Origin of the sequence: Arthrobacter sp. NicSoilB4 (assembly GCF_019977335.1) — a bacterium.
Lineage (GTDB): Bacteria > Actinomycetota > Actinomycetes > Actinomycetales > Micrococcaceae > Arthrobacter.
Genome location: NZ_AP024653.1, coordinates 645,393 through 671,474, shown reverse-complemented (window position 1 = coordinate 671,474; position 26,082 = coordinate 645,393). Strand labels below are relative to the sequence as shown.

General features: G+C 67.5%; 30 protein-coding genes. 2 read left to right on the top strand and 28 right to left on the bottom strand.

Annotated elements, in window-relative coordinates; all coding sequences use genetic code 11:
* Positions 1-20: 20 nt before the first annotated feature.
* On the top strand, positions 21-1,667 hold the full coding sequence (locus LDO13_RS03175) for an MFS transporter (RefSeq protein WP_224048625.1): 1,647 nt from the start codon (positions 21-23) through the stop codon (positions 1,665-1,667).
* 82 nt (positions 1,668-1,749) lie between these two features.
* Here LDO13_RS03175 and LDO13_RS03170 read toward each other — a convergent pair whose 3' ends face one another.
* A complete protein-coding gene (locus LDO13_RS03170) occupies positions 1,750-2,229 on the bottom strand; it encodes a DNA starvation/stationary phase protection protein (RefSeq protein ID WP_224048624.1) in 480 nt (159 codons plus the stop codon).
* 214 nt (positions 2,230-2,443) lie between these two features.
* Positions 2,444-3,262, bottom strand: coding sequence for a sigma-70 family RNA polymerase sigma factor (locus LDO13_RS03165; RefSeq protein ID WP_224048623.1), 819 nt, complete (start codon positions 3,260-3,262; stop codon positions 2,444-2,446).
* 225 nt (positions 3,263-3,487) lie between these two features.
* On the opposite strand from LDO13_RS03165, the gene LDO13_RS03160 reads away from it, so the two are divergent.
* Entirely contained in the window at positions 3,488-4,039 is a 552-nt protein-coding gene (locus tag LDO13_RS03160) for a flagellar protein FlgN (protein ID WP_224048622.1), read from the top strand.
* 45 nt (positions 4,040-4,084) lie between these two features.
* On the opposite strand, the gene LDO13_RS03155 is transcribed toward LDO13_RS03160, so the two are convergent.
* The 26 genes from LDO13_RS03155 to LDO13_RS03030 form a co-directional block, all read right to left on the bottom strand.
* On the bottom strand, positions 4,085-4,360 hold the full coding sequence (locus LDO13_RS03155; protein WP_224048621.1) for a carbon storage regulator: 276 nt from the start codon (positions 4,358-4,360) through the stop codon (positions 4,085-4,087).
* A 74-nt stretch (positions 4,361-4,434) separates the two neighbouring features.
* Positions 4,435-5,487: a hypothetical protein gene (locus LDO13_RS03150; protein ID WP_224048620.1), complete on the bottom strand. Its 1,053-nt coding sequence runs from the start codon at positions 5,485-5,487 to the stop codon at positions 4,435-4,437.
* Positions 5,465-7,513: a flagellar biosynthesis protein FlhA gene (locus tag LDO13_RS03145; protein WP_224048619.1), complete on the bottom strand. Its 2,049-nt coding sequence runs from the start codon at positions 7,511-7,513 to the stop codon at positions 5,465-5,467. The genes LDO13_RS03150 and LDO13_RS03145 overlap by 23 nt, the downstream gene beginning before the upstream one ends.
* Before the next feature lie 37 nt (positions 7,514-7,550).
* Complete coding sequence (locus LDO13_RS03140) at positions 7,551-8,630, bottom strand: EscU/YscU/HrcU family type III secretion system export apparatus switch protein (RefSeq protein ID WP_224048618.1); 1,080 nt, start codon at positions 8,628-8,630, stop codon at positions 7,551-7,553.
* Positions 8,630-9,388 (bottom strand): flagellar biosynthetic protein FliR, encoded by a 759-nt coding sequence (locus LDO13_RS03135; protein WP_224048617.1) that lies wholly within the window; start codon positions 9,386-9,388, stop codon positions 8,630-8,632. Before LDO13_RS03135 ends, LDO13_RS03140 begins: the two co-directional genes overlap by 1 nt.
* 1 nt (position 9,389) lies before the next feature.
* Positions 9,390-9,665, bottom strand: a complete 276-nt coding sequence (gene fliQ, locus LDO13_RS03130) for a flagellar biosynthesis protein FliQ (protein ID WP_224048616.1) — start codon at positions 9,663-9,665, stop codon at positions 9,390-9,392.
* Positions 9,662-10,429 carry a flagellar type III secretion system pore protein FliP gene (fliP, locus tag LDO13_RS03125; RefSeq protein WP_224049646.1) on the bottom strand — a complete coding sequence of 256 codons (768 nt, stop codon included), beginning with the start codon at positions 10,427-10,429 and terminating at the stop codon, positions 9,662-9,664. Before fliP ends, fliQ begins: the two co-directional genes overlap by 4 nt.
* 140 nt (positions 10,430-10,569) lie before the next feature.
* Positions 10,570-11,148 carry a flagellar biosynthetic protein FliO gene (gene fliO / locus LDO13_RS03120; RefSeq protein WP_224048615.1) on the bottom strand — a complete coding sequence of 193 codons (579 nt, stop codon included), beginning with the start codon at positions 11,146-11,148 and terminating at the stop codon, positions 10,570-10,572.
* Positions 11,149-11,877 (bottom strand): flagellar motor switch protein FliN, encoded by a 729-nt coding sequence (gene fliN, locus LDO13_RS03115; protein WP_224048614.1) that lies wholly within the window; start codon positions 11,875-11,877, stop codon positions 11,149-11,151. It lies immediately after the preceding gene.
* Complete coding sequence (locus tag LDO13_RS03110) at positions 11,874-12,770, bottom strand: flagellar motor switch protein FliM (RefSeq protein WP_224048613.1); 897 nt, start codon at positions 12,768-12,770, stop codon at positions 11,874-11,876. The genes fliN and LDO13_RS03110 overlap by 4 nt, the downstream gene beginning before the upstream one ends.
* A gap of 121 nt (positions 12,771-12,891) precedes the next feature.
* On the bottom strand, positions 12,892-13,719 hold the full coding sequence (locus tag LDO13_RS03105) for a flagellar motor protein MotB (protein ID WP_224048612.1): 828 nt from the start codon (positions 13,717-13,719) through the stop codon (positions 12,892-12,894).
* The gene (locus tag LDO13_RS03100) at positions 13,716-14,531 is read right to left on the bottom strand and encodes a MotA/TolQ/ExbB proton channel family protein (protein WP_224048611.1); all 816 of its coding nucleotides are present in this window, start codon (positions 14,529-14,531) and stop codon (positions 13,716-13,718) included. Before LDO13_RS03100 ends, LDO13_RS03105 begins: the two co-directional genes overlap by 4 nt.
* A gap of 3 nt (positions 14,532-14,534) precedes the next feature.
* Complete coding sequence (locus LDO13_RS03095; protein WP_224048610.1) at positions 14,535-14,822, bottom strand: flagellar FlbD family protein; 288 nt, start codon at positions 14,820-14,822, stop codon at positions 14,535-14,537.
* A 103-nt stretch (positions 14,823-14,925) separates the two neighbouring features.
* Entirely contained in the window at positions 14,926-15,924 is a 999-nt protein-coding gene (locus tag LDO13_RS03090) for a putative zinc-binding metallopeptidase (protein ID WP_224048609.1), read from the bottom strand.
* 77 nt (positions 15,925-16,001) lie between these two features.
* Entirely contained in the window at positions 16,002-17,180 is a 1,179-nt protein-coding gene (locus tag LDO13_RS03085; RefSeq protein ID WP_224048608.1) for a flagellar hook protein FlgE, read from the bottom strand.
* A gap of 31 nt (positions 17,181-17,211) precedes the next feature.
* Positions 17,212-17,646, bottom strand: coding sequence for a flagellar hook capping FlgD N-terminal domain-containing protein (locus LDO13_RS03080; RefSeq protein WP_224048607.1), 435 nt, complete (start codon positions 17,644-17,646; stop codon positions 17,212-17,214).
* An 18-nt stretch (positions 17,647-17,664) separates the two neighbouring features.
* Positions 17,665-19,206, bottom strand: coding sequence for a flagellar hook-length control protein FliK (locus LDO13_RS03075; RefSeq protein ID WP_224048606.1), 1,542 nt, complete (start codon positions 19,204-19,206; stop codon positions 17,665-17,667).
* Positions 19,203-19,868: a C40 family peptidase gene (locus tag LDO13_RS18625; RefSeq protein ID WP_275960300.1), complete on the bottom strand. Its 666-nt coding sequence runs from the start codon at positions 19,866-19,868 to the stop codon at positions 19,203-19,205. The genes LDO13_RS03075 and LDO13_RS18625 overlap by 4 nt, the downstream gene beginning before the upstream one ends.
* Positions 19,865-20,299 carry a flagellar FliJ family protein gene (locus tag LDO13_RS03065; RefSeq protein ID WP_224048605.1) on the bottom strand — a complete coding sequence of 145 codons (435 nt, stop codon included), beginning with the start codon at positions 20,297-20,299 and terminating at the stop codon, positions 19,865-19,867. Before LDO13_RS03065 ends, LDO13_RS18625 begins: the two co-directional genes overlap by 4 nt.
* Positions 20,296-21,624, bottom strand: a complete 1,329-nt coding sequence (locus tag LDO13_RS03060) for a FliI/YscN family ATPase (protein ID WP_224048604.1) — start codon at positions 21,622-21,624, stop codon at positions 20,296-20,298. The genes LDO13_RS03065 and LDO13_RS03060 overlap by 4 nt, the downstream gene beginning before the upstream one ends.
* The gene (locus LDO13_RS03055) at positions 21,621-22,274 is read right to left on the bottom strand and encodes a FliH/SctL family protein (protein WP_224048603.1); all 654 of its coding nucleotides are present in this window, start codon (positions 22,272-22,274) and stop codon (positions 21,621-21,623) included. Before LDO13_RS03055 ends, LDO13_RS03060 begins: the two co-directional genes overlap by 4 nt.
* Positions 22,264-23,280, bottom strand: a complete 1,017-nt coding sequence (gene fliG / locus LDO13_RS03050; RefSeq protein WP_224048602.1) for a flagellar motor switch protein FliG — start codon at positions 23,278-23,280, stop codon at positions 22,264-22,266. The genes LDO13_RS03055 and fliG overlap by 11 nt, the downstream gene beginning before the upstream one ends.
* Complete coding sequence (fliF, locus tag LDO13_RS03045; protein ID WP_224048601.1) at positions 23,277-24,884, bottom strand: flagellar basal-body MS-ring/collar protein FliF; 1,608 nt, start codon at positions 24,882-24,884, stop codon at positions 23,277-23,279. Before fliF ends, fliG begins: the two co-directional genes overlap by 4 nt.
* Positions 24,884-25,189 carry a flagellar hook-basal body complex protein FliE gene (fliE, locus tag LDO13_RS03040; RefSeq protein ID WP_224048600.1) on the bottom strand — a complete coding sequence of 102 codons (306 nt, stop codon included), beginning with the start codon at positions 25,187-25,189 and terminating at the stop codon, positions 24,884-24,886. The genes fliF and fliE overlap by 1 nt, the downstream gene beginning before the upstream one ends.
* Positions 25,189-25,581: a flagellar basal body rod C-terminal domain-containing protein gene (locus LDO13_RS03035; RefSeq protein ID WP_224048599.1), complete on the bottom strand. Its 393-nt coding sequence runs from the start codon at positions 25,579-25,581 to the stop codon at positions 25,189-25,191. Before LDO13_RS03035 ends, fliE begins: the two co-directional genes overlap by 1 nt.
* Positions 25,581-25,922 (bottom strand): flagellar basal body protein, encoded by a 342-nt coding sequence (locus tag LDO13_RS03030; RefSeq protein WP_224048598.1) that lies wholly within the window; start codon positions 25,920-25,922, stop codon positions 25,581-25,583. The genes LDO13_RS03035 and LDO13_RS03030 overlap by 1 nt, the downstream gene beginning before the upstream one ends.
* Positions 25,923-26,082 lie beyond the last annotated feature (160 nt).

The following is a 26,082-nucleotide window of genomic DNA, read 5'->3' as shown; positions in this document are numbered from 1 at the left end:
CAGACGGTACAGTTAAGTGGATGAGCAACACTTCCTTCACCCGCAGCACCACCGGCGCAGTTGGCAAGTCCGCCGCCGGGGCCACAACCAACCATGCACCGCGCGCGCCGTGGCGCGACTGGCTGGCGCTGGCGCTGTTGATGTTTCCGGTGTTGCTCGTCGCCGTCGACAACACTGCCCTGACCTTTGCGCTGCCGGCCATCGCGCGCGGCCTCGACGCCACCGGAGTCGAGCTGCTCTGGATTGTCGACGCGTATCCCCTGGTTCTGGCCGGTCTTCTCGTGGCCATGGGCAGCCTCGGGGACAGGATCGGCCGCCGCCGGCTGCTCTTCATCGGCAGCACGGGTTTCGCTGCCGTCTCGGCGGTCACCGCCTTCGCCCCCAGCGCCGAATGGCTGATCGCCGGACGCGCAGGGCTGGGGTTCTTCGGCGCCATGCTGATGCCGTCCACCCTGTCCCTGATCCGCAACATCTTCCCCGAGCCCAACCGGCGCCGGCTGGCCGTAGCCATCTGGGCCGCCGGCTTCTCCGGCGGCGCCGCGCTGGGCCCGATCTTCGGCGGCTGGCTGGTGGAGCACTTCTGGTGGGGCGCAGTCCTGCTCGTAGCCGTGCCGATCATCCTCCCGCTGCTGGTCCTGGGTCCGGCCCTGATCCCGGAATCCCGCGACCCGAACCCGGGCCGCGTGGACGTGCCCAGCATCGTCCTGTCCCTGCTGGTGATGGTGCCGGTGGTCTACGGCATCAAGATCCTGGCCACCCACGGACCGGCCGCTGAACCACTGGCCGCCATCGGCTTTGGCCTGCTGATGGGCTACGTCTTCATCCGGCGCCAGCGGCAACTCCTGTCGGGCGGTCCGGCGCAGAGCAACATGCCCCCGGCCGACGCCGGGGCACGGAACCGCACCGCTCCGCTGCTGGATATCAGCCTCTTCGGCAACCGGGTCTTCAGCACCGCCATCATCGCGAACGTGCTGGCACTGTTCTCCTTCAACGGCTTCATCCTGTTCCTTGCCCAGCACCTCCAGCTGCTCGAGGGGCAGTCCCCCTCGGCATCCGGCGTTGCCATGGTTCCCGCCCTGATCGCCACAGTGGCGGCGGGACTGCTGGTGGTGCCGCTGGTGAAGAAGGTCCGCCCTGGTTTCGTCGTGGCCGGCGGACTGCTCCTCAGCGCCGCCGGCTACTTCCTGGTGGCCTTCGGTGATCACGGCAACGGCCCGGCGCTGCTGCTGGCTGCCCTGCTCGTGCTGTGCCTCGGCGTCGGCGCCGCGGAGACCATCTCCAACGACCTAATCCTCGGCGCCGCTCCCGCGGAGAAATCCGGCGCAGCGGCCGCGATTTCCGAGACCGGCTACGAAATAGGCTCGCTGCTCGGCACCGCCATCCTCGGTTCCATTCTGACGGCCTCCTACCAGGGCAATCTCCGACTGCCCGCCGGCGTCGCCGAGGCTGCCCCTGCCGAGGCGTCAGCCCAGGCCGGCGAGACGCTTGCGGGGGCGGTGGAGCTGGCCCAGGCTCTCCCGGGACCGCTGGCGGACGCAGTGATGACCGCTGCCCGGGCTGCCTTCGACTCGGGCGTCCACATCACGGCGGCCATCGCGCTGGTCCTGATGGCGGGAGCCTCGGTCCTCGCCGCCGTCGTCCTCCGGAAAGTGCCAACCGCGCGGTAGCCCTGCGGCCCGCGGGCTTAAATGGCGAGCGCCCGGCGCCGGTGGGAACCGGAGCCGGGCGCTGACAAACTGCCGGGGGACGCTACTTGCTGTCCGCCGTGGTGACACTGGCGCTGGCCCGCATCGTCTCGGCGTTGACCATCCAGGCGTACTGCTCGAACTTGGCGATGAACTCGTGCAGCAGATCCGCCGTCGTGGGGTCCTCCTCGTCCACTGCGTCGTGGACTTTGCGCATGGTGCCGACAGCGGCTTCAAGCGCCGCGACGATCCGCTCGATGGCGTCCTTGGTATTGATCAAACCGGCCGGGAATTCGGCAAGCGAGGTGGACTTGGACACCGTGGAGCTGCGGCCGTCCGGGAGGGCGTGCAGTGCGCGCATGCGCTCTGCCAGGTCATCCGCGAAGGTGCGGGCCGAGTCGATGATCTCGTCGAGCTGCAGGTGGAGGTCCCGGAAGTTCGTCCCGACGATGTTCCAATGCGCCTGTTTGCCCTGAACGTGGATTTCGATCAGGTCCACGAGCACTGCCTGCAGGTTCGTCGTGAGCGTTGGTGATGCCTTCATGTGTCCTCCTGAGTAGTCCCGGTATCGCCGCGCTTCTGCTGAAGCTGCCGTTTGAAGCTGCCGTTGAAACAAGTGACAAAGCGTGCGATACCGCCAGATACGATGCTAACGACGCTACCCCAGGGCATGGAGGGACCGCGACGCTCCGGGAAGGATTTCTCGGTCAGCTTACTAAGTTGGCTTACTACCGGCCGGGAAAGGCGTTCGCGGCCGTTCAGACCGCTTCGTTCAGTACCGGCCCGTGCGGGAAGATGGCCCTGGTGATGCCGCCCGCAGTGGTCTCCGCCAGCTGGGCGAGGTAGTCGTTCCGGCGTTTCGGCGTGATCCGCGACTGGGGCTCGAAGCCCTGCCCGGGATCGTCCGAGTAGTGCGCGGTCAGGCCGTCACGCATGAGCCGGATGGCCTCGGCCCGCTGCTGGGAGACCGCCGCGTGGGTCGATCCAAGTTCCGCGGCCAGATCCTTGACGGTCCGGTCGCCAAAGTAGATCTCCTCGACGACGTAGCGCATCCGCTCGGGAAGGGACTTCACCGCGGCGCGGAGGTACTGCAGCCGCTCGTCCGCGAGCACGGAGTGCTCCGGGGTAAGGGTCTCGGCGGCCAGCGTGTCGACAACGGCCTCGTCCAGTGGCGTCAGCGTCCTGGAGGCATCGGCCAGGGCCGCCTCGACGACGCTCTGCTGCACACCCAGGGCCGCGGCAATCTCGTCGACGCTGGGGGTGCGTCCGAGGGCTGCGGCGAGGGTCTCCTGGACCGACATGGTTTCTTTGATCCTGCGGCGCGCCGAGCGGGTGGCCCAGTCGCTGGCTCGCATCTCGTCGGCAAAAGCGCCCAGGATCCGCCGGCGCGCGAAAGCACCGAACGGCACACCGAGGTCCGGGTCGAAGGAATCCGCCGAGGTGATCAGGGCAATGGCGCCCGCCGACGCCAGGTCATCGCGGGAAAGGTGTGACGCCTTTGAGCACAAGTCTGAGACGAGGTAGCCCACCAGCGGAAGATGCTGTGTGACCATCTCGTTGCGTTCCACGCGATTCAATAGAGTGTCCCCCCATGAGACAGGATGCGGCAGCCTTAAACGAACGAGAGCCGCCCCCGAAATGGGCCCCGTGCTTTCCCCATGAAAGTCGGTGTTTAAAACCCGGGTGCGGCACCCAAGACGAAACCTATCACCTGATCCCCGCTCTGCGTGTAACCTCAGGGAAAAGCTTGGCTGAAAATGCGGTAAGGCTTCTCGGCCGGGGTGGCAAGGGGAATGGGGCCCATGGGTGCAGGTGATCTTTCGGCAGCTCTCTGGCAGGAACGCCGACAGCTGGAATTGCTGTTGTTCAGGCTGGAAACGCAGCGGCTTCATGTCCTGGCCGGCAACCTCCAGTGGTTGAGCTTCACCGCTTCCGAAGTGGAGAGTGTCCTTGATCGGCTGCGCTTTGAAGCACTGGCCCGGAGTGTCGAGTCGGCCGCTGTGGCAGCCGAGTGGGGCTTGCCCGCGCAGGCGACCCTGAATGAGCTTGTCGCAGGGGCACCTCCCGGCGCCTGGGCTGAAGTCCTGCAGGATCACCTGGACGGGCTGCGCGAACTGCTCCGGCAGCTCGACGACGCCGCCCGCACCAGCGTAGACACTCTGGGCAATCTCAACCGTCCGGTGGCCGGCGCGCCCGCCGGACCGCGCAACGGCGACCCCGTGTCTTTGCCGGCGGACACCGCAGGGGTTCTTGATCAGCTGACGACGGCGGGAAACATTGAGCGCGCCCTGGCGGTCACCCGCCGGACCAACCAGCCCATGCTGGACCACTACCTCGGCGGCCACCGCGATTGACCGGTGGCCGCACCCCGGGACTCGGGACTCAGGACGGCCCGGCAGTCAGTCCGCGGGGGCGACCGGCGCTGTGGAGGGGGCCGCCGGCGGCAAGAGCCCGCGCAGCGCGTCTTCCGTGTCCTGGCCGGCGTCCGCGCCGGCCTCAGCTGCCGCCAGGTTCGCCGCGGCAATGGCTTCGATGACTTCCCGGCGCTGGATCGGCACTCCACGGGGCGCCTCAATGCCTATCCGAACACCGTCGCCGCGGCCTTCGAGAACCGTGATGACGATCCCATCGCCGATCATGATCTGTTCGCCCGGCTTGCGTGTAAGTACCAGCATCCTCTCAATCTACCCTTCGCTGTGCGGCGCTGCCGACGAGTCCCGCTGCGTGTGCCCGGATCGTGCCGCGCATCTCAGATCCTGGCCGAACGGGCCTGGCCGGAATCGATCCAACCCACCGGCAGTCCCAGCGTGTTGACGGTTTCCGGGGTGGCCGTCTCCGCGGCCCCCACGACGGCTACCGCAGTGATGTCCAGTTGGGCGGCGAGCACGCCCACCCAGCGCTCTGAGTCCTCCTGTTTGCGTCCGGCGTCGACCACCACCCACAGCTGGTCGGCGGACAGTGCGGCGACTGCCTGGAGCCGCGCGAGCGCATCGCGGGCTTTCCCGAGGCCGAAGGCCACGAGCACGGTCTGGTCCGTCAGCACGGCATGGGCGCGGGCCGCCGTCGCGCCCTGGCGTCCTTCGACGTGCAGATGACCGTAGGCGGACAGCTTCCCTGCCGTCCGCACATCGGCGCCACCGGCCGCCGTGGACATGGCCAGGGCTGTGTCCAGCGCGTCGTCGCCAAGGCCCACAAGGACCACCAGATCGCCTGTACCGCTCAAAGGCACCGGCACGGACTCGCGCAACGGTACCGGCGCCGACTCAGCCCGAGTCACAGCGCCCGCAGCCAGGGCTGAGGCAGGGGCAGGGGCCGTTCCGGACGCCTGCCGGTTGCGGCCGCCGGGGACACCGGGCGCGTCGGCCGGGCCGCGCAGCCCGGTGCCGAGCTGTTCCAGCAGTTCGGCGAAGTCCGGGGACTCCGTTGAGAGACCGGGGTTTCCGGGGCGGTGCAGGCTCAGTTCGGCGGCATCGGCTTCCTCGAGCAGGGCCGCAATCGCTGCCCCCTTCAAGTCGTGGGCCGGCGCAGCCACCGCGGGCTTCGCGGCCCCGGCTGGCCGTGCGGCGGGCACGTCGGCCTCGGACAGGATGTCGGGATCCGGAACCACCTCACCGGTGACCACCTCGTGCCCGGTCACCACCTCGACGATCGCCTCGTAGCGGTCGCCGGCGAAGAGTCCGGCGATCCCCGGACTGATGACGCGTTCCGCGGAGACAATGCGCGCGGCGGGGCCGTGCTGCTGTTCCGCCTTGCGGCGGATTTCCTCCAGCGAGGCGCCTTTAAGCCGAAAGCGGTTCTGCATGGCGAACGACTCCTACTGTTTCGATCCGGACGTTGGCTGAGGTGACTTCGCGGTAGGACAGTACCGGCACGGAGCCGGGCTGCGCTCCCACAAGGCGGCGGATGGCGGGGCGGAGCGCCGGCGCGCAGACCAGCACGGCCGGCCGGTTGGCGGCCGCCGCGGAGTCGACGGCGGAACGCACCGAGCGGAGTACGGCGTCGAGCCGGTCCTGGCCCATCACGATCTGACTGCCGCCCTCGGCGGGCCGCATGTCCTCGAGCATGTGTTGTTCCAGGACGGGGTCGATCATGATCACGTTCAGCACAGGGCCATCCATGAACTTGGCCGTCAGCGCCGGGCCCAGGGCCTGCCGCGCGGATTCGACCAGTGATTCCGGGTCGGTGGAGACCTTGGCGCGGAGGGTGAGGGCCTCGTAGATCCTGGCCAGGTCGTTGATGGGCACCTGCTCATCCAGCAGGCCCTGGAGCACGCGCTGCAGCTCGGCGAGGGAGAGCAGCGCGGGAGTGAGTTCGTCGACGGCGGAAGGGCTCTGTTTCCGCACTCCCTCGGTCAGGACCCGGACGTCCTCGCGGGACAACAGCCGGGCGGCGTTGGCGGTGACGATCGAGGACAGGTGGGTGACCAGGACGGAGACGCGGTCGATCACGGTGGCGCCGGTCATCTCCGCATTGTGCCGCATCTCCGCCGGGATCCATTTCCCGGCCAGGCCGAACACCGGCTCGATCATCGCGACGCCGGGGAGCGAGTCGAGACTGTCGCCCAGTGCCAGCATCTGGCCGCTCGGGGCAGTGCCGGCGCCCGCCTCGACTCCGGCGATCCGGATCGAGTAGCTCGCAGGGGGCAGGTCGACGCTGTCCCTGGTCCGGACCGGGGGGATAACCAGGCCAAGTTCCATGGCAATCTTGTGCCGCAGGGACCTCACCCGCGCCAGCAGGTCATCCGAGGCACCGGAGACCATGTCCACGAGGTCCGGGGCGAGCAGGATCTCCACCGGGTGGACGCGCATGTCCTCAAGCAGCTTCTCGTTCGGATCCATTTCCGGGAAGTTCAGCGCACTCGCCTCGGCGTCACGGGTTTTTGCCTCCTGCGCCTTCTGGGCCGCGATCCGGCGCGACGCGAAGATCAGCCCGGCACCGACCAAGATGAACGGCAGCGGCGGCATCCCGGGAATAAGTGCCATTGCGACGGCGGCGACGCCGGCGATCATCAGCGCATTGGGTGACTGCATCAGCTGGGTGGAAGCTGTGCGTCCCATGTCCGACTCGGCGTTGGAACGGGTCACGATCATGCCGGTGGACACGGCCATCAGCAGTGCCGGGATCTGGGTCACAAGGCCGTCGCCCATGGTCAGGATGCCGAAGGTGTTTACGGCGTCGCCGATTTCCATGCCGCGCTGCAGCATGCCGATCGCGATACCGCCGACGAAGTTGATGATGATGATGATGAGCCCGGCGATCGCGTCACCCTTGACGAACTTCGAGGCGCCATCCATGGCGCCGTAGAAGTCGGCCTCGGCCGAGACTTCGGCACGGCGTTCCCGGGCCTGGGTATCTGTGATCAGCCCCGCGTTGAGGTCGGCGTCGATCGCCATCTGCTTGCCCGGCATGGCGTCCAGGGTGAAGCGCGCACCGACTTCGGCCACGCGCTCCGCGCCCTTGGTGACCACCACGAACTGGATGACCACGAGGATGAGGAACACGACGGCGCCGATGATCATGGAGCCGCCCACGGTGACCTGGCCGAACGCCTCGATGACCTGTCCCGCGTGCCCCTCCCCCAGAATCAGCCGGGTGGAGGCGACGTTCAGGCCCAGCCTGAAGAGGGTGGCGACCAGCAGGAGCGACGGGAAAACGGAGAAATCCAGCGGCTTCTTCACGAACATGCTGGTCAGCAGCACCAGGAGCGCCAGCAGGATATTGCAGACGATGAGGACGTCCAGCAGGGGCGCGGGCACCGGAACAATCAGCAGCAGCACAATGCCGACGATGCCGATCGGCACTGTCAGCGGGGCGAACCTGTTCTTCATGGTGCGGTCCTTTCACAGACGCTGGCTGGAGGAAAGTTCATGGGGCCGTGGCCATCCGGTGCATGCCGCGGGCGGCGCCGCGGGCCTTGAGTGACATCACGAAGGCCAGGACCCCGGCCACCGCGCGGTAAAAATCCACCGGGATCTCCTGGCCCAGCTCGCAGGCGCTGTGCAGGGCCCGGGTCAGCGGAATGTCCTGGACCATTGGCACGTTCTTTGCCTCCGCCTCTTCCCTGATCCTGGCCGCAATGTGGCCGGAGCCCTTGGCCACCACGCGGGGCGCGGACTTTCCGGGTTCGTATTTGAGCGCCACCGCGAAGTGTGTGGGGTTGACCAGCACGACGTCGGCGTCCCCGATCGCGGCGATCATCCGGTTCCGGCTCATCGCCATTTGCCGGGCACGCCGCTGGGACCGGATCAGCGGGTCGCCTTCGCTGCTTTTGTTCTCGTCCTGGACTTCCTTCTTGGACATCCGGGTCTTCTTGCGGTTGCGGCGCATGACGACGAAGAAATCGGCCGCAGCCAGCACGATGCCGGCCGCTACGGCGAACTGGACCAGCGACGCGATACCGCCGCCCGCGGCCTGCACGACCCCCGAGACCGGCATGCCTCCAGCCGTCAGCAGCACCGGAACCAGCCCCTGCACGACGCTGTAGAGGACCAACCCCACCACACTGGCCTTCAGCAGCGCCTTGACCCCGCCCCAGATCGCCTGCGTGCCGAAGACGCGCTTCAGGCCACTGAGCAGTTTGAAGTGCTCGAAGTCCAGCTTGAATTTCTTCATGTGCACGCCGCCCTGCAGCGCGGCCGCGGCGAGGACCACGATAAACACCGCAATCAGCATGGGGCCGATGATCCCGGCCGTGGAGGCGAGTCCGTCCTCCAGGGCTTTGACGGCCTTGCCCGGGTCCGGGGCAGCAACAATGCTGCGGACGCTGAAGAGTTGGTCCGTGGCGGCGTTGGAGGCGCGTTCGACGGTGGCCGGAATCATGATGGCAGCGGCGCCGACGCCGACCCACGCGGTGAGGTCCTGGGACCGGGAAAGCTGGCCCTGGGAGCGGACCTCTTTCATCCGTTTGTCGGTGGCGTCCTCGGTTTTTTCCTGTGAATCTGACATCAGCCCACCCCCAGCACTGTCTTGGCGGCCTGGTTGGCGAGGCTGGAGACGACCCTGGGCAGCGCCAGGAACATAAATCCGGCCAGCATCAGCGTCATCAGGATCTTGAGCGGGAAGCCGAGCGAGAAGGCGTTGAGCGCCGGGGCCACGCGGGTGAGCAGGCCCAGTCCGACGTCGGCGAGGAACAAGACCACCACCAGAGGTCCGGCGATCTGGACGGCGGCGAGGAACATGCCGGTGACCGCCGACGTCATGGCCTGGACCGGCTGGGCCAGATCGATGCCGCCGGCCAGTGGCAGGGCCACGAAGCTGCCCGTGAGCCCGGTGATGACGAGCTGGTAGCCGTCCGAGGCGAACAGCAGCGCGAGGGCGGCCATCTGCAGCAGCCTGGTGAACTGGGCGCCGTTGACGTTCATCTGGGGGTCGAAGCTCTGGGCCAGCTGGAACCCGCTGAAGAGGTCGATCAGGCTACCGGCGGACTGGACGGCGGAGAAGACCACCAGCACCAGGAACCCCAGGGCCAGCCCGGTGACGAGCTCCAGGACCACGCCCGTGATGAAGCCGGCCGTGTCCCGCGGCCTGTAGCCTGCGGACACCCATTGGGAGACCGCCAGTCCGAGCCCCAGCCCGAGCATGGCCTTTACCCGGCCCGGGAAGGCCTGTGAGGCGAAGGGCGGTGCCACGATCAGGAAGGCCGTCATCCGGACGGTGGCCAGCAGAACCGCTTCCAGCCACGTCGGGTCGATCGGTATGCCCACCTCACAGGCCTCCGAGCAGGGCCGGGATCTTGGCGAAGAGATCGTTGGTGAAGGCGACCATCTCCGAGATCATCCAGTGGCCGCAGATCACCAGGGCGACTGCCACGGCCGCGGCCTTGGGCACGAAGGACAGAGTGGCTTCCTGCAGCTGTGTAATGGACTGCAGCAGCGCGATGGCGAGCCCGACGACGAGGGCGGTCACCAGGACGGGAGCGGAGAGCTTGGCCGCGACGATCATGGCCTGGAGGCAGATGTCCAGGACGGCGTTGGCGTTCATCCGGTGCCTGCATAGCTCTGGATGAGCGCGGTGATGATCAGGCCCCAGCCGTCCACCAGGACGAAAAGCAGGATCTTGAAGGGCAGGGAGATCATCACCGGCGGGAGCATCATCATGCCCATGGACATGAGGGCTGCGGAGACCACGAGGTCGATCACGAGGAAGGGGATGAAGATGACGAAGCCGATGATGAACGCGGCGCGCAGTTCCGAAATCATGAAGGCGGGGATGAGGGTCTGCATGGGGACGGCCTCGGGGGTGGCCGGATTCTCCGCTGCGGCGGCCCGGGACATCAGGGCGATGTCCTCTTCCCGGGTGTGGGCCAGCATGAACTGCTGCAGGGGGCCGCTGGCGGCGTCTACGGCCCCGTTGAAGTCCAGGTTGCCGTTGAGGTAGGGCTGGATGCCGATCGTGTTCATCTCGTTGATGACCGGCCACATAACAAAAATCGAGAGGAAAAGGGCCAGCCCGGCGAGGACCTGGTTCGGCGGGATGGACGGCAGCGACAGGGCGTTTCGGGTCATCGCCAGAACCACGAAGATCTTGGTGAAGGACGTCATCATCAGCAGCAGCGCCGGCGCCACCGAGAGCAGCGTGATGCCGAGCAGGGTCAGGACGGCCGTGGACGGTTTGCCGTCGAGTCCGTTGATCTCGATGTTGACGTTGCCGCCGCCCGGGTTCGCCGGATCCGTGGGAGCAACCGGCGGGGTTGGGTCAACCGGGGCGGCGTGGCCGGCCGAGGCGTTCAGCCACAGCAGCAGCAGCGTAAACAGGACGACGGCGATGCCGAGGACGAGGGCCCTGCCGGGCCGGGCCGTGCCGAACCGGACCGTCTCAGCGGCGGCGGCGGGCGAGAGCGTGGGGGCAGGCGGGAGCGCCGGGGCGGAGCGCAAAGTCAGGAAGCTCAATTGCGGCGTCCGCCCCTGAGAGCGGCAGCGGCCTGCTTCCATGTGGAGCCGGCAAGGATTGAACCGTGCAGGGGCGCGTGGCCGTGAGGGCCGGACGGGTTGCCGCGCTGCGCGGATCCGCGCGCGTGCGAGTCCCGGTGAAGGGTGCTGCGGCGGGACAGCGGGGCATTCCCGGGACTGGAACCGGCCGGCTCTTCGCTGCCGTCGCCGGGAAGTTCCTCGAAGCTGGACTGCCCGCCGGGAAGCGAGCCGAACCCGGAAAGGATCCGGGCAAATTCGCCTGCTCCGCGGCGGGTTTCGGGAACCGCGGCTTCCTCGGCTTCGGCCGGGATGTCGCCGGTGTGCAGGACGTTGACTGCGTGTTCCGTGACGCCCAGCAGGAAGCGCCGGCCGGAAGCGTCGACGACCACCACGGAGGCCTTCTGGCCCAGGCTCTGCCGGCTGACAATGGTCAGCGCGCGGTCAGCCCGCCGCCGTCCGGTGCCTTTGCCGAGCCGGCGTTGCAGCAACCACATGAGGCCAAGCACCGCGCCCAGGGCCACGAATACCCGCAGCCCGAGGATCAGTGCGTCCATTCAGCTGAGCCCCTCGGCAACATCGAGGATTCGGGTGATCCGGACAGCGTAATCCTGGTCCAAGACCACCACTTCGCCGTGGGCGATCAGCCTGCCGTTGAGCAGGACGTCCGCCGGGGCACCGGCGGAGCGGTCGAGTTCAATGATTTTGCCTGGTTCGAGCGAGAGCACGTCGCGCACTGACATCCGGGTGCGGCCGATCTCCACGGTCAGGGCCATTTCGATGTTGTTGATCCGCCCGAGCCGGCCGGCCACGGCCTCGCCGCCGGCGAACACGTCCCCGGCGCGTTCCTGGCTGGTGCCGTGCTCGCGGAGGCGGACGGCGAACCAGGCAGCGGCAGTGGAGCCGTCGGAGAGCTCGAAGACAGCGGTGTCGGGATCCGCAAGCAGCCCGGAGGCGTCGGACTCGCGCAGGTCGCTCAGGACACCGGCGCCGAACACGGAACTGGCGCTTTCCATCGCGGGACGCAGCACGTCAGTCACCGAAACGTGGCCGGGCTGGGTTCCCGCCATTCCACCTGCCGCTTCGTCGAGGAACGTTCGGTCGCTCAACATCAAGGCGAGATCGGCGGTGACGGAGCCGACGAAGGTTGCGGTGACGGCCTGGCGGGCGTAAGGCGCGGCCGCGCGGGCCGGCACCAGGGCCAGCACCTTGAGGGCTACCGGGCTCGGCAGTTCTTCAACGAGCCGTTCCGCCGACGATTCGTGCCTGGTCAGGGTGATGCTCATCGGTGATTCTCCTCGATTGTGACAATGACAGCGGCCGCGCGGGATCCGTTGCGGGCCGGGGCGGCAGTTGCGAGCCGGGTGCCGTCCAGGGTGAGGTCAAACGGCCGGTTTTCCAGGTGCGGCAGCGTCAGGACGTCGCCGACGGCGAGGCCCAGGACCTGGCTGGGGGTGACGAACGACGTCGAAAGCCGGACGGAAAGTTCCACCGGAACCCGTTCCAGCTGGGCGGTGACTCGTGCCGCGTTGTCGCCACGGTTGTCGGTTGGGTTGACCTTCTTGAGGCGCCCCAGCAGGATGCTGGCGGGGACTGCCAGGGTGGCGGGGGCGCTCATGTCGCCGACGTTCATGGTGAATGCCGCCACGATCATCAGTTCGCTGGGGGCTGCCGCCTGGGCGAACTGGGAGTTGTACTGGATGGTGTCCACCCGGATGGTTTCGCTCAGCAGCGGCCCTAGGGAGTAGCCGAGGTCTTCAAGGGCCTCGTCCATCAGGCCTTTGACCAGGGCCTGTTCGATCTGCGTGAACTTGCGGTCCGGCATGGGCGAATCGTTCGAGGCGCCCAGCATCCGGTTCACCCAGCCGAGGGCGGCCGGGGCGGGGAACTGCACCACGAGCTTGGAATCGTGGCCCTCGACCGTGCACAGGACCATGGCGGTGACCGCGGGCAGGGAGGCGGCGTACTCGTCGTAGCTGAGCATGCTGACGTCTTCGAGCCGCACCACGGATTTGACGCGGACCTTAGCGGTCAGCTGGGTACCCCACTGGCGGGCGTACGTTTCGAATGCGAGTTCCAGGACGCGGCTGTGTTCGCGCGCGAGCGTCGCGGGGCGTCGGAAGTCGTAGACGCTGACCGTCCGCTCCCGTGCCACTTCCCGCTCATCCAAAACACTCACGGTTGCCACTATCGGCAAGGGATCCCGCGGCGTAAGGAATATGCCGGAGGCAATACAGCGGGCAATTCAAGAGGCGATACAGTATGCAATTCAATAGGCAATTCAGCCAGCAGTAGAGGCTCTACTGCCCGCTAAGCTTCAGCACTTCGGGAATCAGCGCCCGCACGACGTCGGGCTGGTCCGAGATGATCACGATGTCCACGCGTCGGTTCAGCTCCATGAGTTCCGGGGTGGAATCGTCGTTGACCTGCCTCGCGGAGCCGAAGGCGACTGCCCCGATGGTCCCCGGGGCGATCCCGCCCCGGTCCACCATGAAGCGCAGGACATTCACGGCACGGGCCGAGGAGAGCTCCCAGGTGGACGGGTAGGCGGTCACCCCGTTGGCGGCGTGGCCCTCGACCATGACCTCCAGTGCGGCCGGTCCGAGGATGGGAGAGATGATTGCCAGGACCTGGGAGGCCCGCTCGGTGAGTTCGGGCCGGTCAGGTGCGAAGAACGTTTGGGAGCCGACCAGCTTGACCGTGAGACCGCGCTGGTCAATCTGGAACTCAACGTTCTCGGTGAGCCCGGCGGCCGCCAGGCCGGCCTTCATCTGCTCCTCAAGGGCGCGCAGCCGGTCCACTTCTTTCAGGGCCGCCTCGAGGGCGTCCGGTGCCGCCGCTGAATCCTGCGTCTTCATCGCGGCGAAGGCTTCCAGTTGTTCGTTCACGAATTCCGGCGGGACCACTGTGCCCTCGGCCGTATCCACTGTTTCGCTAGCGACCGCCCCGAAGCCGGTGGCGAGGGAATTGCGCAGCTTCTCGAACTTGTTCGCGTCCACCGTGGACATGGCGTAAAGGACGATGAACAGGCACATGAGCACCGTGACCATGTCCATGTAGGACGCCATCCAGCGTTCGTCGACGTGGTGCGCTTCGGGTTTCTTGCGTGGGCGCCGGCGGCCACTCACGCGGCGGTATCCATCGTTTCAGCGTCGCCGGCAGCGGCCTTGCGGCCGCCTCCGGAGCTCTTGAGCTGGTGCTCGGGGACCATCGAACGGAGCCGCTCGGCGAGCAACAGCGGCTGGGCGCCGGCTTGGACGGCGAGCATCCCTTCCATGAGCAGCGTCCGGCGTTCAATGTCCAGCTCGGACAGCCGCGCAATGCGGCCGCTGAAGGGAAGCCAGATGAAGTTGGCGGACAGCAGGCCCCACAGCGTGGCAACGAACGCGGCAGCGATCATATGCCCCAGTTCGTCCGGCTTGGACAGGTTTTCCAGGACGTGGGTCAGGGACACGACGGTTCCGACGATGCCGACGGTGGGGGCATAGCCGCCGAGGGACGCGAAGAACTTCGAGTTGGAGTGGTCGGTGCGGGCCTTCGTGTCGATCTCGTCCTCCATCTGCATCCGGAGGTCTTCGGCGTCGGTGCCGTCCGCAATATTCTGCAGCGCACGGGCAAGGAAGGGATCGTTGACGCTGGCTGCCTCTTCCTCAAGGGACAGCAGGCCCTCGCTGCGCGCCTTTTCCGCGAACCGGACCATCTGGTCGATGCTGTCCTGCGGCTTCGCGGTCTTACCGATGAACATTCCAGGCACGGCCTTGAACGCCTGGACGACGTCCTTCAGGGTGTTGCCGGCAAGTCCGATGGCCAGCGTGGCTCCGAAGACGAGGATCATGGGGGCGGGCAGCAGAAGCGAGGAGAGGCTGCCGCCTTCCAGCAGGACCATAACGATGAGGGAGCCAAAGGCGAGGAGCAGTCCGATGACTGTTGCGGGATCCATGGATTACTTTCTTGGTGGCTCAGGTGCGGGGCGGCGGCCGTCATCCGAAGGGTCCGACGGCGGCACGAGGCTCAACGGGTATCCCGTCACGGCGGGGAAATCCCGTGCCTTGCTCAGGACGTACGCCCGGTAGTCGGCGATGAGTTCGACCACTTCCGCCAGGCTTTCCAGCACCACGTATGCGGCGCCGTCGAGCGTCACCAGATGGGTGTCCGGGCTCTCGTGGATACGCTCGATCAGGTCCGGATTGACCGCGAAGCGCGTTCCGTTGAGGCGTGTGACGACGATCATGGGCCGATTCTGCTCTGTTTTTCTGCTCAGCGTTGGTTCCGCTTAGCGTGGTTCAGCAAGGGAGGGTGTTCTCCTCCTACTGTCGGCAGGGGTGGCCGTTTCGTTAGGCGGGGGCCTTCGCTGAACTGCGGAGCCCGTGGACGAACTCGAGTTTGTCGATCACCGGGCCAGGGAGGACAAAGGGGTACAGATCGTCCTTGCCCATGCTCCGGTTGACCTGGTTCAGTGCGATCGAGAGTGGCAGCCATTCGGTTTCCACAAGGACGCGGAACGACGACGACTCCGGCTTAGTTGATATCAGGCCGAATTCCCGGGCGGTTTCGATGGTGTCGCTGATATGCAGGTAGTGCGCAAAGGACTCGGCAAAGTCCTCGTAAGGGTGCATTGTTGCGTACTGGGAGATGTAGTGCTTTTGCCAGTCCGCCGGGGCGCCCTCCGAATAGTGGCGGTCAATCTCTGCCTGGTAGTCCTTGGTGTCGTCGCCGAAAAGATCCCGCCCCGCGCGGGTCCGTTCGTCATTGCTGAAGACGAGCGCGTCCTCAAAATAGTGGCCCACTTCGTGCCGGAAATGACCGAGCATCGTGCGGTACGGCTCATCGAGCCGGGCGCGTATTCTTTCGCGGTGAGCGTGGTCGCTTTCTGCAAGGTCTATGGTGATGATCCCGGTGGCATGTCCGATGACCACGTTCTCGTTGGCGCTGGACAGCAGGTCGAAGGCGAGGCCCTTATCGGGGTCTTCGGTGCGGGTGACGATTGGCAGGCCCAGCCCGTCGAGTTCGGTGATGAGCTGACGCTTGGCCCGCTCAGCGACAATGAACTGCGAGAGTCCCTTGGCGTCGTTGTCGTTCGGACGGGTCCGCGTGAGGTCGCAGCTGAAGCACTGGCCGCCGCTTTTGGGGGCAAGCCACGTGCAGCCGGAGAGCCTTAGATTCGTGCAGGCGTACCAGACCGTGGCGGTGGCATCCCGGTACCGCCCTTGCCCATCCACGGCGACGATGGTGCGGAGCTCCCGCAGGTATCCCAGGTTCGTTCCGCAGTGCAGGCAGACCGAGTTTTCAAAGTACACGGCCGAGCCGCAGGCACTGCAGGATTGTTTTTTCACCTCATGATCCTACCCGCGCCAAATGCCGCAGCACCCGGCGCCCGCGGGGGCACCGGGTGCTGCGTGGGGGTCGGAGGCTAGCGCTTGAGGTTGCCGAGCTCCTGCAGGACCTCGTCCGACGTCGTAATGATTCGGGCGTTGGCCTGGAAGCCGCGCTGGGCGACGATCAGGTTGGTGAATTCCTGGGACAGGTCCACGTTGGACATTTCCAGCGATCCGGCGGCGAGGCTGCCGATGCCGGCGTCGCCTGCTCCGCCGAGCTGCACGCCGCCGGAGTTGGCGGTGGCCACGTACGAGGATCCGCCGGCTTTCTCCAGTCCCGAGGGGTTGGTGAAGTTGGCCAGCGCGATCTTGGCGAGGACCTGCTTGACGCCGTTGCTGAAGGAACCGATCACGGATCCGTCGTTGCCGATCGTGTAGGACTCCAGCTTGCCGGCCGCGGAACCGTTCTGGCCGCTGACAGCGAGGGAGGTCATTCCGGCGAACGCCGAGATCCCGCCGAGATTGACGGTGATGCCGCCGCCGACGGCCAACGTGGCATTCGCCGGCGTCAGGTTTCCGCTGGCATCCTGGGTCAGCGTTGTGGTGGTCGCGCCCGAGCCGTCGTTGCCGGTGACGGTCCAGTCGTTTCCCGTCCGGGTGAAGGTGAGGGTGAGGTCCCGCACCGCACCGGCGCCGTCGTAAACCTTGACGACGCGCTCGAGCGGAGCGCCGACAGTGCCGTCGCTCGGCAGGTTGCCGTCAACCGTCACGGAATTCGTCGCCTTGGCAGGCACCAAATTGTTCGCGTTCAGTGTGATGCCGCTGACCGGGCCGCCGGTGTTGAGCACTCCGTTCACGGCAGACCAGCCCTGCAGGATGCCGCCGTCGGGGCTGACCAGCTGGCCGGCGGCGTCGGGGCTGAAGGCGCCGGCGCGGGTGAAGAGCTGCTGGCCGCCCTTGCTGGTGACGAAGAAGCCGTCGCCGGAGATCATCATGTCCGTGGCGCGGCCGGTGCTCTGCGAAGAGCCCTGGGCGAAGTTGGTGCTGACGCCGGCGACCCGGACACCGAGGCCGATCTGCGCGGGGTTGCTGCCGCCGGTTTCGCCCTGCGGCGCGGAAGCCCCCTGCGTCATCTGCGAGAGGGTGTCCTGGAACTGTGTGGAGGAAGCTTTGAAGCCAGCCGTGTTGACGTTGGCAATGTTGTTGCCGGTGACGTCCAGCATGGTCTGGTGGGCACGAAGGCCGAAGATTCCGGAGTACAGCGAGCGGAGCATGGGAACTGCCTTTCTACGGGTGGAAAACTGGTCAGGAAGCGGCCGGCGCGGTGAGCCCGGTGATGGAGTCTAGGGGGATGGACAGCTCGCCGACCTTGACGGTCGGAACTGCCCCGGAGTAGGACACGGAGCTGGCGATCCCGGTGCCGGTGGTGCCGTCCTCAAGGATGTAGCCGACGGAATGGCCGATCAGCGCAGCGGCGGCCTGCCGCATCTGCAGGGAGAACCCTTCCTTGCTGTTCGTGGTCAGTTCCTGCATCTTCTCCATCATGGAGAGCTGGATGGTCTGGCTCATCATCTGGTTGGTATCCATGGGCGCGCTCGGGTTCTGGTTCTTGAGCTGAGCGACCAGGAGGGACATAAAGACCTCCGAATCCATGGTCTGCACGGGTGCCCGCACGGCAGTTGCCTGGGCGGTCTCCCCGGTGGCCGTGACCGGCTGCGGGGCGATGGGCTGGATCGTCATGAGTCGCGTTCCTTCGTGTCAGACAAGAATGTCGAGAGTGGTCTGGGGTCCGTTGAGGATTCTTGCGTCGCGCAGGGCGGCGCCGTCGGCGAGGGCTTCCCAGCGGTGGCCGGGGCGCGGATCGCCCGGGCTGTTCCGGTTGCCTGTCCCGGAGCCGGAGTCCCGCCCGGCGCCGTCCTGGCCCGCGCTGCCCTGGCTGGTTCCGTCCCGGGCTGCGTTGCCCGGTCCGCTGTGCTCGGAGACGTCGAGGCTGGCACCGAAGCCGGCATCCGCGAGTTCCTTGCGGAGCTCCGGCAGGATCCCCCGGATGGCCTCGCGTCCGGCGTCGCCCGGGGCGAAGAGCTCGATCCGGACGCCGGCGGCATCAATGTGCGCCCGGACCGTCATCGGCCCCAGGTCCTCGGGGGTCACTTGCAGCGTCATGATGTGCTGCCCCTGGGGGGCTCCCGCGAGCGTGAAGAGCGGTTTGGCCAACTGCGGCTGGAGCGTGGCGCCCGGCTGGGGAGCCGGGGGGGCTGCGGGTTGTGGTGCGGCAGCGGGTGACGACGTCGGCTGGGCGGCCGGCGCCGCGGCGGCCGCTGCGGTTCCGGTGGCGGCCAGGGCGTCCACTGCTGCCGTGGCGGGAGCGGCGGCGGGCGTGGTCCCGGTGCGGGCGGGGCGAGAAGTGGCGCCCACGGCTGGCGCTGCGGCCGGGAAGCCGGCTGCACTGCCGGCGTCGGTCACGGTGCTTAGGGGTGCCGTCGACGACGGCGCCCCGGCCGTCGCCGGGGCCGGGTCCGGCGCCTGCGCGTTGCGCAGTACAGCTGCCGACGACTGCGCGCCCGTGGCTGGCGCCGTGAGCGGGCCGGTTCCCGCGCTGCCGGAAGGGACGCCGACATTCAGCGTCTGTTCGGCTGCGGGCGCCTGCATGGTGAACGCCGCTGCAGTGCTGTTGGCTCCTGGCACTTCTCCGGCGGCGGGCGGGGCGGCCGGAGGGACACCAGTACCAAGGCCTGCGCCCGGAACGGAAGTGATGGCGGCCTGCGCTGTCTCCGGCGCGGCCGTCTGGAAAGCCGCTGTCTGCAGGGCAGCCGACTGGAGGGCCGCCGTCTGGACGGTCGCCGCCGACAGCGCTCCCGGCACGGCAAGCCGAGGGTCGGCACCGGTGGCTGGCGCCGCAGTCACGGGGACCGCTGACGGTGCCTGGTCGTCCTGCACCGGGAGAGCCGCTGCCAAGGTCAGCGCTGCCTGCTGATCGGCGGGGCCTCCGGCGACATGCCCGGAAGCGTGCGCGGCGGAGCCTGCAAAGGCCGTGCCGTCATCCCCGGAGGCAAGGGCCGGGTTCTGCACAGCGGCCGAACCGTATTCGCTGCCCTGCGCGGCGCTGTCGCCGGAAGTGCCCCCGCCGGCGTCGTCCGGCTGTCGATGCGCGGCGTCGGCAACACCGTGGACGTCGTTGAAGACCGCGTCGAAAGACTTCGTATCGTCGTTCCCCGCCTCGGTCCGGGAGCGTGCGCCCTGCCCGGAACCGCGGCCCTGGACCGGCGCGGCCAGCGCGGAAGCCAGATCCATGCCTTTCATGATGCAGCTCCTGCCGGGACAATGCGCCGGATGGAGGTCAGGTTGGACTGCTGCTCCCAGGCGTCCCGGATCTGAATGGTCTTGCCGGGGACCGGTGCGTCGATGGCCTTGCCGTTGCCCAGGTAGATGGAGATGTGGTCCCCGCCGAAGCTCACCAGCAGGTCGCCGGGCTTAGCTTCGGCCAGGGACGCCACCGGCGTCCCCTGGCGCATCTGGTCACTCACCACACGGGGAATATCGATGCCGAGGTCCTTGAAGACCCGCTGGGTGAAGCCGGAGCAGTCCATGCCGGTGGCCGGGTTGGTTCCGCCCCAGACGTAAGGGACTCCGATGTACTTCTTGGCCATGGCCACGACGTCGTTGCCTGTCGCCGCGCCGGGCGCGGGCGCGGTGATGCCCTTGAGCGCGCCGATCGCCGTCGTGCTTCCCAGCCCCAGGCTGTTGGTGAGGGAGGAGATGTCGGTTCCGTTGGTTCCGCCCAGCGCCGCGGTCAGCGCCTCGGTGAAGGACGCCGCGTCTCCGTTCCCCGTCCCGGTGGCGAGCGAGGTTGCGGCCGCCGACTTCAGGGCAGCGGCATCGGTCTCGGCCGCCGCGGGCCGCGTCAGGTCAGCAATCATCGACTGGATGCCCTGCATCCGGCCGATTGCCTCGGTCATGCTCATGACCTCACCTCCTGCTCTTCTCGGTGCCAGACGGTGGAGGCGATCTCGTCGAGGGTCGATTGTTCGGCGCGCAGGTCCGCCATATGGACCTCTGCGTCGTGGCGGGCCTGCAGTTTCTCCAGGCCGACGGAGCGGGTGCGGGCGGCGATGAATTCCTCGCGGGCGGTGGCTTCCTCGGTCTCCGCGATCCGCGAGAGGTTCTGCAGGTCTGCGAGCATGCTGTGCGAGGAGGACCGCGCCGCCGCTACTGCCCGCAGGGACGCAGAGCTGGAAATCGGTGCATCGCCCTCGGCGAGATTGCGGCGCGCTGACGCTTCGCGGGCCCGCACGGAGCTGGAGCGCAAGCGGGCGCTGGCCAGCCCGGTGGCCGCCTGGTCCTGCTGGATCTGGCGGAGGCGCAGGAGTCCTGCCAGTGAAAATTGGCGGTTCATGCTGCTGCTCCCAGGATCGAGGTGAGGTGGTTTAGCCGCTGCCAGGACTCAGGATGGGCAGTGGATTCGTCCATCGGCTGTTGCAGGAAAGCGCTGACGTGCTGCTCGTGGTTCAGGGCCGCGTCCACCAGCGGGTTGGTGCCTGCCTGGTAGGCGCCGACGTCGATCAGGTCCTGCGCGGCCTTGCGGGCTGCAAGGACGCGCCGCAGGGCCGCCGCCGCTTCAAGATGCGGTCGGGCGTTGACCTTCGTGGCGACGCGGGAGACCGAGCCGAGCACGTCCACCGAGGGGAAGTGTCCGGTGACGGCGAGCTTCCGGTCCAGGACGACGTGGCCGTCCAGGATCGAGCGCGCTGCGTCGGCGATCGGTTCGTTGTGGTCATCGCCGTCGACCAGCACGGTGTAGATGCCGGTGACGGAGCCGGACTCGGCGGTGCCCGCGCGTTCCAGCAGCCGGGCCAGGATGGAGAAGGTCGACGGCGGGTAGCCGCGGGTGGCGGGCGGCTCGCCGGCGGACAGCCCAATCTCGCGCTGGGCCATTGCCACGCGGGTGAGGGAGTCCATCATCAGTACGACGTCCTGGCCGTTGTCCCGGAAGGATTCGGCGATGCGGGTCGCGGTAAACGCTGCGCGCATCCGCATCAGGGCGGGTTCGTCCGAGGTGGCGACAACAACGACGGAGCGGGCCAGCCCGGCAGGGCCGAGGTCGTCCTCGAGGAACTCGCGGACTTCACGGCCTCGCTCCCCCACCAGGGCGATCACCGAGACCTCGGCGTCGGTGCCGCGGGCGATCATCGAGAGAAGGGACGACTTTCCAACGCCCGAACCTGCGAAGAGTCCCATGCGCTGGCCCTTGCCCAGAGTCGTCATGGTGTCCAGCACACGTACCCCGGTCTGCAGGGCCGTGTTGATGCGGGCGCGTTTCATGGCATTGGGGGCTTCATTGTCGATCGGCACGCGGGGGCCGCTGTTGAGCGGACCCTTGCCGTCGATGGGCCGGCCGAGTCCGTCAATCACTCGGCCAAAGAGCCCCGGCCCGGTGGGAACGAGGACGGTGCCGCCCTTGGCCCGGACGGGATCCCCCGCCGCCACACCGGCGAGCCGGCCCAGCGGCATGCAGCGCACGGAGCTGTCCAGGGCCGCCACCACCTCGGCGTCCAGTCCCGGGTTCGAGCCCACGGTCACCAGGTCGCCCAGGGCGCAGTCGAGTCCGGAAACTTCGAGGCCGAGGCCCATCACAGAGGTCACGACGCCGACGCGCTGCGGCGCTGCGGCCCGCAGGGCGGCAGCGTAGTCTGCGCCCTTGGGACGCCACCCGGCGATCATCGCTGGTCCCCCGGCGACGTTTCTGCCCAGTCCTGGTCGCCCAGCAACGCCGTGCGGGCGCGTGCCAGGGCGCTGCCGAGGCTGGCGTCGAGCCAGCCCTGCTGGTATTCGACCTTCGCGTCGCCGCGGTTGAGCGACTGATCCGCGAGCAGCGGCAGGCCGGCCGGCAGGTCCTGGCCTTCCCTGGCCAGGACCTCGATGTCCGTCGGGTTCAGCCGGATGGCCAGCACTGTGGCGGCGTCGTTTCCGGAGAGGGCACGGTCCAGGGCAGCGCGTGCGGTCCTGGTTCCTTCAGCCAGTTCGTAGCCCAGGATGGCCTCGGCGAGTTCCAGTGCTGTGCGAGCGAGGACTTCCTCGGCGTCGTGCAGGGCCTGCACGTTCCGGTGCGCGAAGTCGGTCCGTGCCACGGCCAGGGCGCGGACTGCGCGGTCGAGGTCCTGCTGCCCGGAGGCCAGTGTGGCGGCCTGCTCGGCAGACATGCGGTCGCGCCAGCGGCGCTGTTCCTTGGCTGCGGCCCGGACGCCGGCTGCGTAGCCGGCGGCGTGGCCTTCGGTGTAGCCGGCCTGTTCGCTGGCGGGTCCGCTGGCGCGGAGCGACGGGAAGATGATCCGGGCCGGGGCGCTGTTGGTAGCGGTCCCGTCAGTAGACATAGTCTTCTTCGTCCCCGCGCTGGATGGTGATCTGGCCTTCAGCCTCGAGCTCGCGGATGGAACGGACCACCGCGGCCCGGGCTTCCTCGATCTGGGAGGCGCGCAGCGGCCCCAGCGCGGCGATCTCTGATTCGAGGATTTCCAGGTTGCGGCCGGAGACGTTGGTGGTGATGGTCTCCAGGACGGGCTCCGAGGCGCCCTTCATGGCCACGGCCAGCACGGATGCGTCGAGGCCGCGGAGGACCAGCTGCACGTCACGGCGTTCCAGTTTCACGATGTCGTCGAAGGTGACCATCTGGGCACGGATCTCCACTGCGAGGTCCGGATCCAGCAGGTCCAGGCCATCCAGCACGGAGCGTTCCGTGCCGGCGTCGGTCCGGTTGATGATTTCCAGCAGCGGCTGGATGCCGCCCACCACCTTGGACGCCTGCTGCGAGACGGCCGCGCCGCCACGCAGTTTGAGGGTGTCGGCCACGATCCCGATTGCCTCGGGCGCACCGGAACCCATGGTTGCGATGCTCAGGGCGACGTCGGCCCGCAGGGAGCCGGGCAGTCCGGACATCACGGCCGAGGCCTTGCGGGGGCTGAGGTGCGCCAGGACCAGGGCGATGGTCTGCGGCAGCTCGCCGTCGATCAAGGCGAGGATCTGGACCGGTTCGATGTCCTCCAGGAACTCAAAGGACTTGCCGGCCATGTTGACTGTGAGGCGGTTGAGCAGTCCGGCGGCTTTTTCCGAGCCGAAGGACGCTTCCAGTAGGCCTTCGGCCAGCTCACGTCCTCCGCGGGCCTGCCGGGGGCTGGACATCGCTGCTTCGTGGAAGTCCTTCATGATCTGCTCGGCGACTTCGGGGTCCACCTTGCGAAGCCGGACGATTTCCGCCGCGATGTCCTCGGCCTCGGCGTCGTTGAACTGGGCCATCACCTTGGCGGCGTTGACCGGACTCATCTGCATAAGTACGACGGCGACACGCTGGGTACCGGTGAGGGTCGTTTCGGCTAGTTTCATACCGGCTGCCTGTCATCCATGAGGCCGCGCAGGTAGTCGGCCGCTTTCTCCGGGTTGGAGGCAACCATGTTGTCGATCTCGAACCGTCGGCGCTCGGCCTCCACCTGGGCAGGTGGCGGCACCATCGGCGGCAGGGCGGTGAGCGGGATGGCTGACGTAACGGGTGCCGGGGGCAGCGCGGTGACGGTTGGCATCACCGGAATCATCTCCAGGTCGAGGCGTTCGCCGAGGTCCACCGGTTCGCGCTTCTGTCGGCGGCGCAGCACCATGGCGACGACGAGGGCCAGGACCAGCAGGCCCAGCAGGATGCTGCCTGCCGTGACCAGGGTGCCGAAGAATGCGGACTGCTTCTGGGCTTCAAGGTCGGCCTTGGCGGCTTCGAGGGACGCGGCCGCCTGGTCCGCCGCGGCGGTGCTGAACGGCACGACTTCGACGGTCACGATGTCGCCCCGGTCGGCGTCGACCCCGGCGGCGGCGGTGACGAGTGCGGTCAGCGAGGCGAGGTTGAGTCCGCCGGCGGCGGCCTGGTCGACGGCCACGGAGATGGTCTGCCGCTTGACGGCGCCCGCCGGGATCATCCGGTCCTCGGTGATCTTGTTGACGGCGTTGTTCTTGGTTTCGGTGGACGAGTCGAAGCTGCCGTTGCCGCTCGTGCCGCCGGGAACCGCAATGTTGTCCGGGCCGAGGACGCCTGCGGCGCCTCCTCCGGTGCCGGTGTACTTCTCGGTCTTGGAAGACTCGCTGAGCGGAAGGGCGCCTTCTGCGTTGGTGAAGGTTTCGCTCTTCTGCTGGGCGGATTCGCCTGTGACGTCCGCTGCCACGGCCACTGTGGAGTTCCCGGGGCCCACTACGCGGTCCATCACGGCCTTCACAGCGTCGGAGGTGCGCTGCTGGTAGTCGGTGGCCTGCTTGGACGCGGATCCCGCGGCGCCGCCGCCGACGGAGGACAGGACGTTGCCCTGCGAGTCGACGACCGAGACGTTGGCGGGTTTGAGGTTTTCGATGGCGGCAGAGGTCAGGTGGACGATCGCCTGGACCTTGTCGCCGGAGAGTGTGGAGCCGGGGGCGGTCTCCACGAAGACGGAGGCTGTGGTGTCCGGGGTTTTGGAGACAAAAACGGTCTTTTCCGGAATCGCGAGCCTGACCGCGGCGGTCTTTACGCCGTCCATGGCGGAGATCGTGCTCGCGAGTTCCCCTTCGAGGGCGCGCTTGTACGTGACGGACTGCTGGAACTCGGACGAGGTGACGCCCATTTTGTCCAGCAGGGAGTAGCCGGTGGCGGCGGCCGTGGGGAGCCCCGCGGCGGCGGCCTTGAGGCGCTCGTCGTAGACCTTGTCCTGCGGTACGAGGATGGTGGAGCCGCCGTCGCTGAGCTCGTATGGCACGTTGTCTTTGCGCAGCTGCTCCACGATGCCGCTGGCGTCGGTGTCCTTCAGGCCGGAAAACAGCGGGGTCAGGGCGGGCTTGGAGAGCCAGGCGGAGAGTGCGATGATGCCGACCACCAGCAGGGCGGCGCCGATCACGGCGACTGTGCGCTGGCCGGTGGTGAAACTTTTGAGGCCCGCACCGAAGCGCTGGAAGAAGACCGTAATCTGCGGAGGCATCAGGCCTGCATCCTCATGATCTCGTTGAACGCGTCAACGCCCTTGTTGCGCATGGCGGCTACGAGCTCGAGGGTGATCTGGGCGCGGCTCGCGGCAAGGGTGGCATTGTGGATGTCGTCCAGGTTGCCGGTGACGGCGGAGACGGCAAGCTCTTTCGACGTCGACTGCAGCTGCTGGAGGTTGTCCACCGCACCGGTGAGGGACGCGCCGAAGGCGGATCCGTCAGTGCCGGTGGCAGCGCCCACACCGGAGATGTAGTCAGTCGGCATGACGCCCTGGACGGGAGCGATTGGGGAAACAGGCATCAGGATCTTCCAATCTCAAGGGCGGCCAGGTAGCTTTCACGGGCGCGGTCCACAACCTGCGCGTTCGCCTGGTAGCCGCGCTGGGCGATGATGAGGGCGCCCATCTGCTCGGCCATATCGATGTCCGGGTACTTCACGTTGCCGTCGGCGTCCGCCAGGGGGTGGTCCGGCTGGTAGACGATCCGGCCTTCGCCGTTGCCGAACTGGGTGCTCTTGACGTAGACACCGGTGCCCTCGGCGCCTTCGGCGGCCTCGACGTACTTGGCCTGGAATGCCGGCCCGTTGGTGCGGGAGGCGTTGTTCATGTTGGCCAGGTTGTCCGACACGGCGTCGAGCCATTTGCGGTGCACGGTCAGGGCCGAGCCGGCGATGCCGATTGCGTCAAAAGTCATTAGTTGGTCCTCATCGCGGCGCGCACTGCATTGAATTCCCCGCCGATGGCGCGGGCGGCGAACTGGAAGCGCAGCACGGTGTCGATGTTGGACAGGGTCTCGGTGTCCAGGTTGACGTTGTTGCCGTTTAACTGGGTGGGCTCAAGCGAGGTGCCGGTGGTGGCGCCGACGCTGCCGTCACCGGAGCGCACGGAGTCCGCGAGGGCTGCCTCGAAGCTGACGCGTTTCGCGTGGTAGTTCGGCGTGTTGACGTTCGCGATGTTGTTCGCGATGGCGCGCTGGCGCAGCGCCAGGCCGTCCATGGCGCTGGCCAAGGCGGCGGAAGTCACGGATTCGAGCACAGAGTCCTGCCTGGGATGGTGGGGTGGCCGATCCGTGGCCGTTAAACGAGCGATCCGTGCTCTATCAGTGGTTATCGGCACTGGTCAGCCGCGCGTTAGCAGAAATATGAAAGGTTTTGTGCAGGTTTTTTCCTGGGCGTTTTACCCGTTGGTCTGCGGG

What these genes read in the sequence shown, in the direction of transcription:
- LDO13_RS03175 (WP_224048625.1), top strand. Translation starts at nt 21, where the DNA reads ATGAGCAACACTTCCTTCACCCGCAGCACCACCGGCGCAGTTGGCAAG.
- LDO13_RS03170 (WP_224048624.1), bottom strand. Translation starts at nt 2,229, where the DNA reads ATGAAGGCATCACCAACGCTCACGACGAACCTGCAGGCAGTGCTCGTG.
- LDO13_RS03160 (WP_224048622.1), top strand. Translation starts at nt 3,488, where the DNA reads ATGGGTGCAGGTGATCTTTCGGCAGCTCTCTGGCAGGAACGCCGACAG.
- LDO13_RS03155 (WP_224048621.1), bottom strand. Translation starts at nt 4,360, where the DNA reads ATGCTGGTACTTACACGCAAGCCGGGCGAACAGATCATGATCGGCGAT.
- LDO13_RS03150 (WP_224048620.1), bottom strand. Translation starts at nt 5,487, where the DNA reads ATGCAGAACCGCTTTCGGCTTAAAGGCGCCTCGCTGGAGGAAATCCGC.
- LDO13_RS03145 (WP_224048619.1), bottom strand. Translation starts at nt 7,513, where the DNA reads ATGAAGAACAGGTTCGCCCCGCTGACAGTGCCGATCGGCATCGTCGGC.
- LDO13_RS03140 (WP_224048618.1), bottom strand. Translation starts at nt 8,630, where the DNA reads ATGTCAGATTCACAGGAAAAAACCGAGGACGCCACCGACAAACGGATG.
- fliQ (WP_224048616.1), bottom strand. Translation starts at nt 9,665, where the DNA reads ATGAACGCCAACGCCGTCCTGGACATCTGCCTCCAGGCCATGATCGTC.
- fliO (WP_224048615.1), bottom strand. Translation starts at nt 11,148, where the DNA reads ATGGACGCACTGATCCTCGGGCTGCGGGTATTCGTGGCCCTGGGCGCG.
- fliN (WP_224048614.1), bottom strand. Translation starts at nt 11,877, where the DNA reads ATGAGCATCACCCTGACCAGGCACGAATCGTCGGCGGAACGGCTCGTT.
- LDO13_RS03100 (WP_224048611.1), bottom strand. Translation starts at nt 14,531, where the DNA reads ATGGATCCCGCAACAGTCATCGGACTGCTCCTCGCCTTTGGCTCCCTC.
- LDO13_RS03095 (WP_224048610.1), bottom strand. Translation starts at nt 14,822, where the DNA reads ATGATCGTCGTCACACGCCTCAACGGAACGCGCTTCGCGGTCAATCCG.
- LDO13_RS03085 (WP_224048608.1), bottom strand. Translation starts at nt 17,180, where the DNA reads ATGCTCCGCTCGCTGTACTCCGGAATCTTCGGCCTTCGTGCCCACCAG.
- LDO13_RS03080 (WP_224048607.1), bottom strand. Translation starts at nt 17,646, where the DNA reads ATGACGATCCAGCCCATCGCCCCGCAGCCGGTCACGGCCACCGGGGAG.
- LDO13_RS03075 (WP_224048606.1), bottom strand. Translation starts at nt 19,206, where the DNA reads ATGAAAGGCATGGATCTGGCTTCCGCGCTGGCCGCGCCGGTCCAGGGC.
- LDO13_RS18625 (WP_275960300.1), bottom strand. Translation starts at nt 19,868, where the DNA reads ATGAGCATGACCGAGGCAATCGGCCGGATGCAGGGCATCCAGTCGATG.
- LDO13_RS03065 (WP_224048605.1), bottom strand. Translation starts at nt 20,299, where the DNA reads ATGAACCGCCAATTTTCACTGGCAGGACTCCTGCGCCTCCGCCAGATC.
- LDO13_RS03060 (WP_224048604.1), bottom strand. Translation starts at nt 21,624, where the DNA reads ATGATCGCCGGGTGGCGTCCCAAGGGCGCAGACTACGCTGCCGCCCTG.
- LDO13_RS03055 (WP_224048603.1), bottom strand. Translation starts at nt 22,274, where the DNA reads ATGTCTACTGACGGGACCGCTACCAACAGCGCCCCGGCCCGGATCATC.
- fliG (WP_224048602.1), bottom strand. Translation starts at nt 23,280, where the DNA reads ATGAAACTAGCCGAAACGACCCTCACCGGTACCCAGCGTGTCGCCGTC.
- fliF (WP_224048601.1), bottom strand. Translation starts at nt 24,884, where the DNA reads ATGCCTCCGCAGATTACGGTCTTCTTCCAGCGCTTCGGTGCGGGCCTC.
- fliE (WP_224048600.1), bottom strand. Translation starts at nt 25,189, where the DNA reads ATGCCTGTTTCCCCAATCGCTCCCGTCCAGGGCGTCATGCCGACTGAC.
- LDO13_RS03035 (WP_224048599.1), bottom strand. Translation starts at nt 25,581, where the DNA reads ATGACTTTTGACGCAATCGGCATCGCCGGCTCGGCCCTGACCGTGCAC.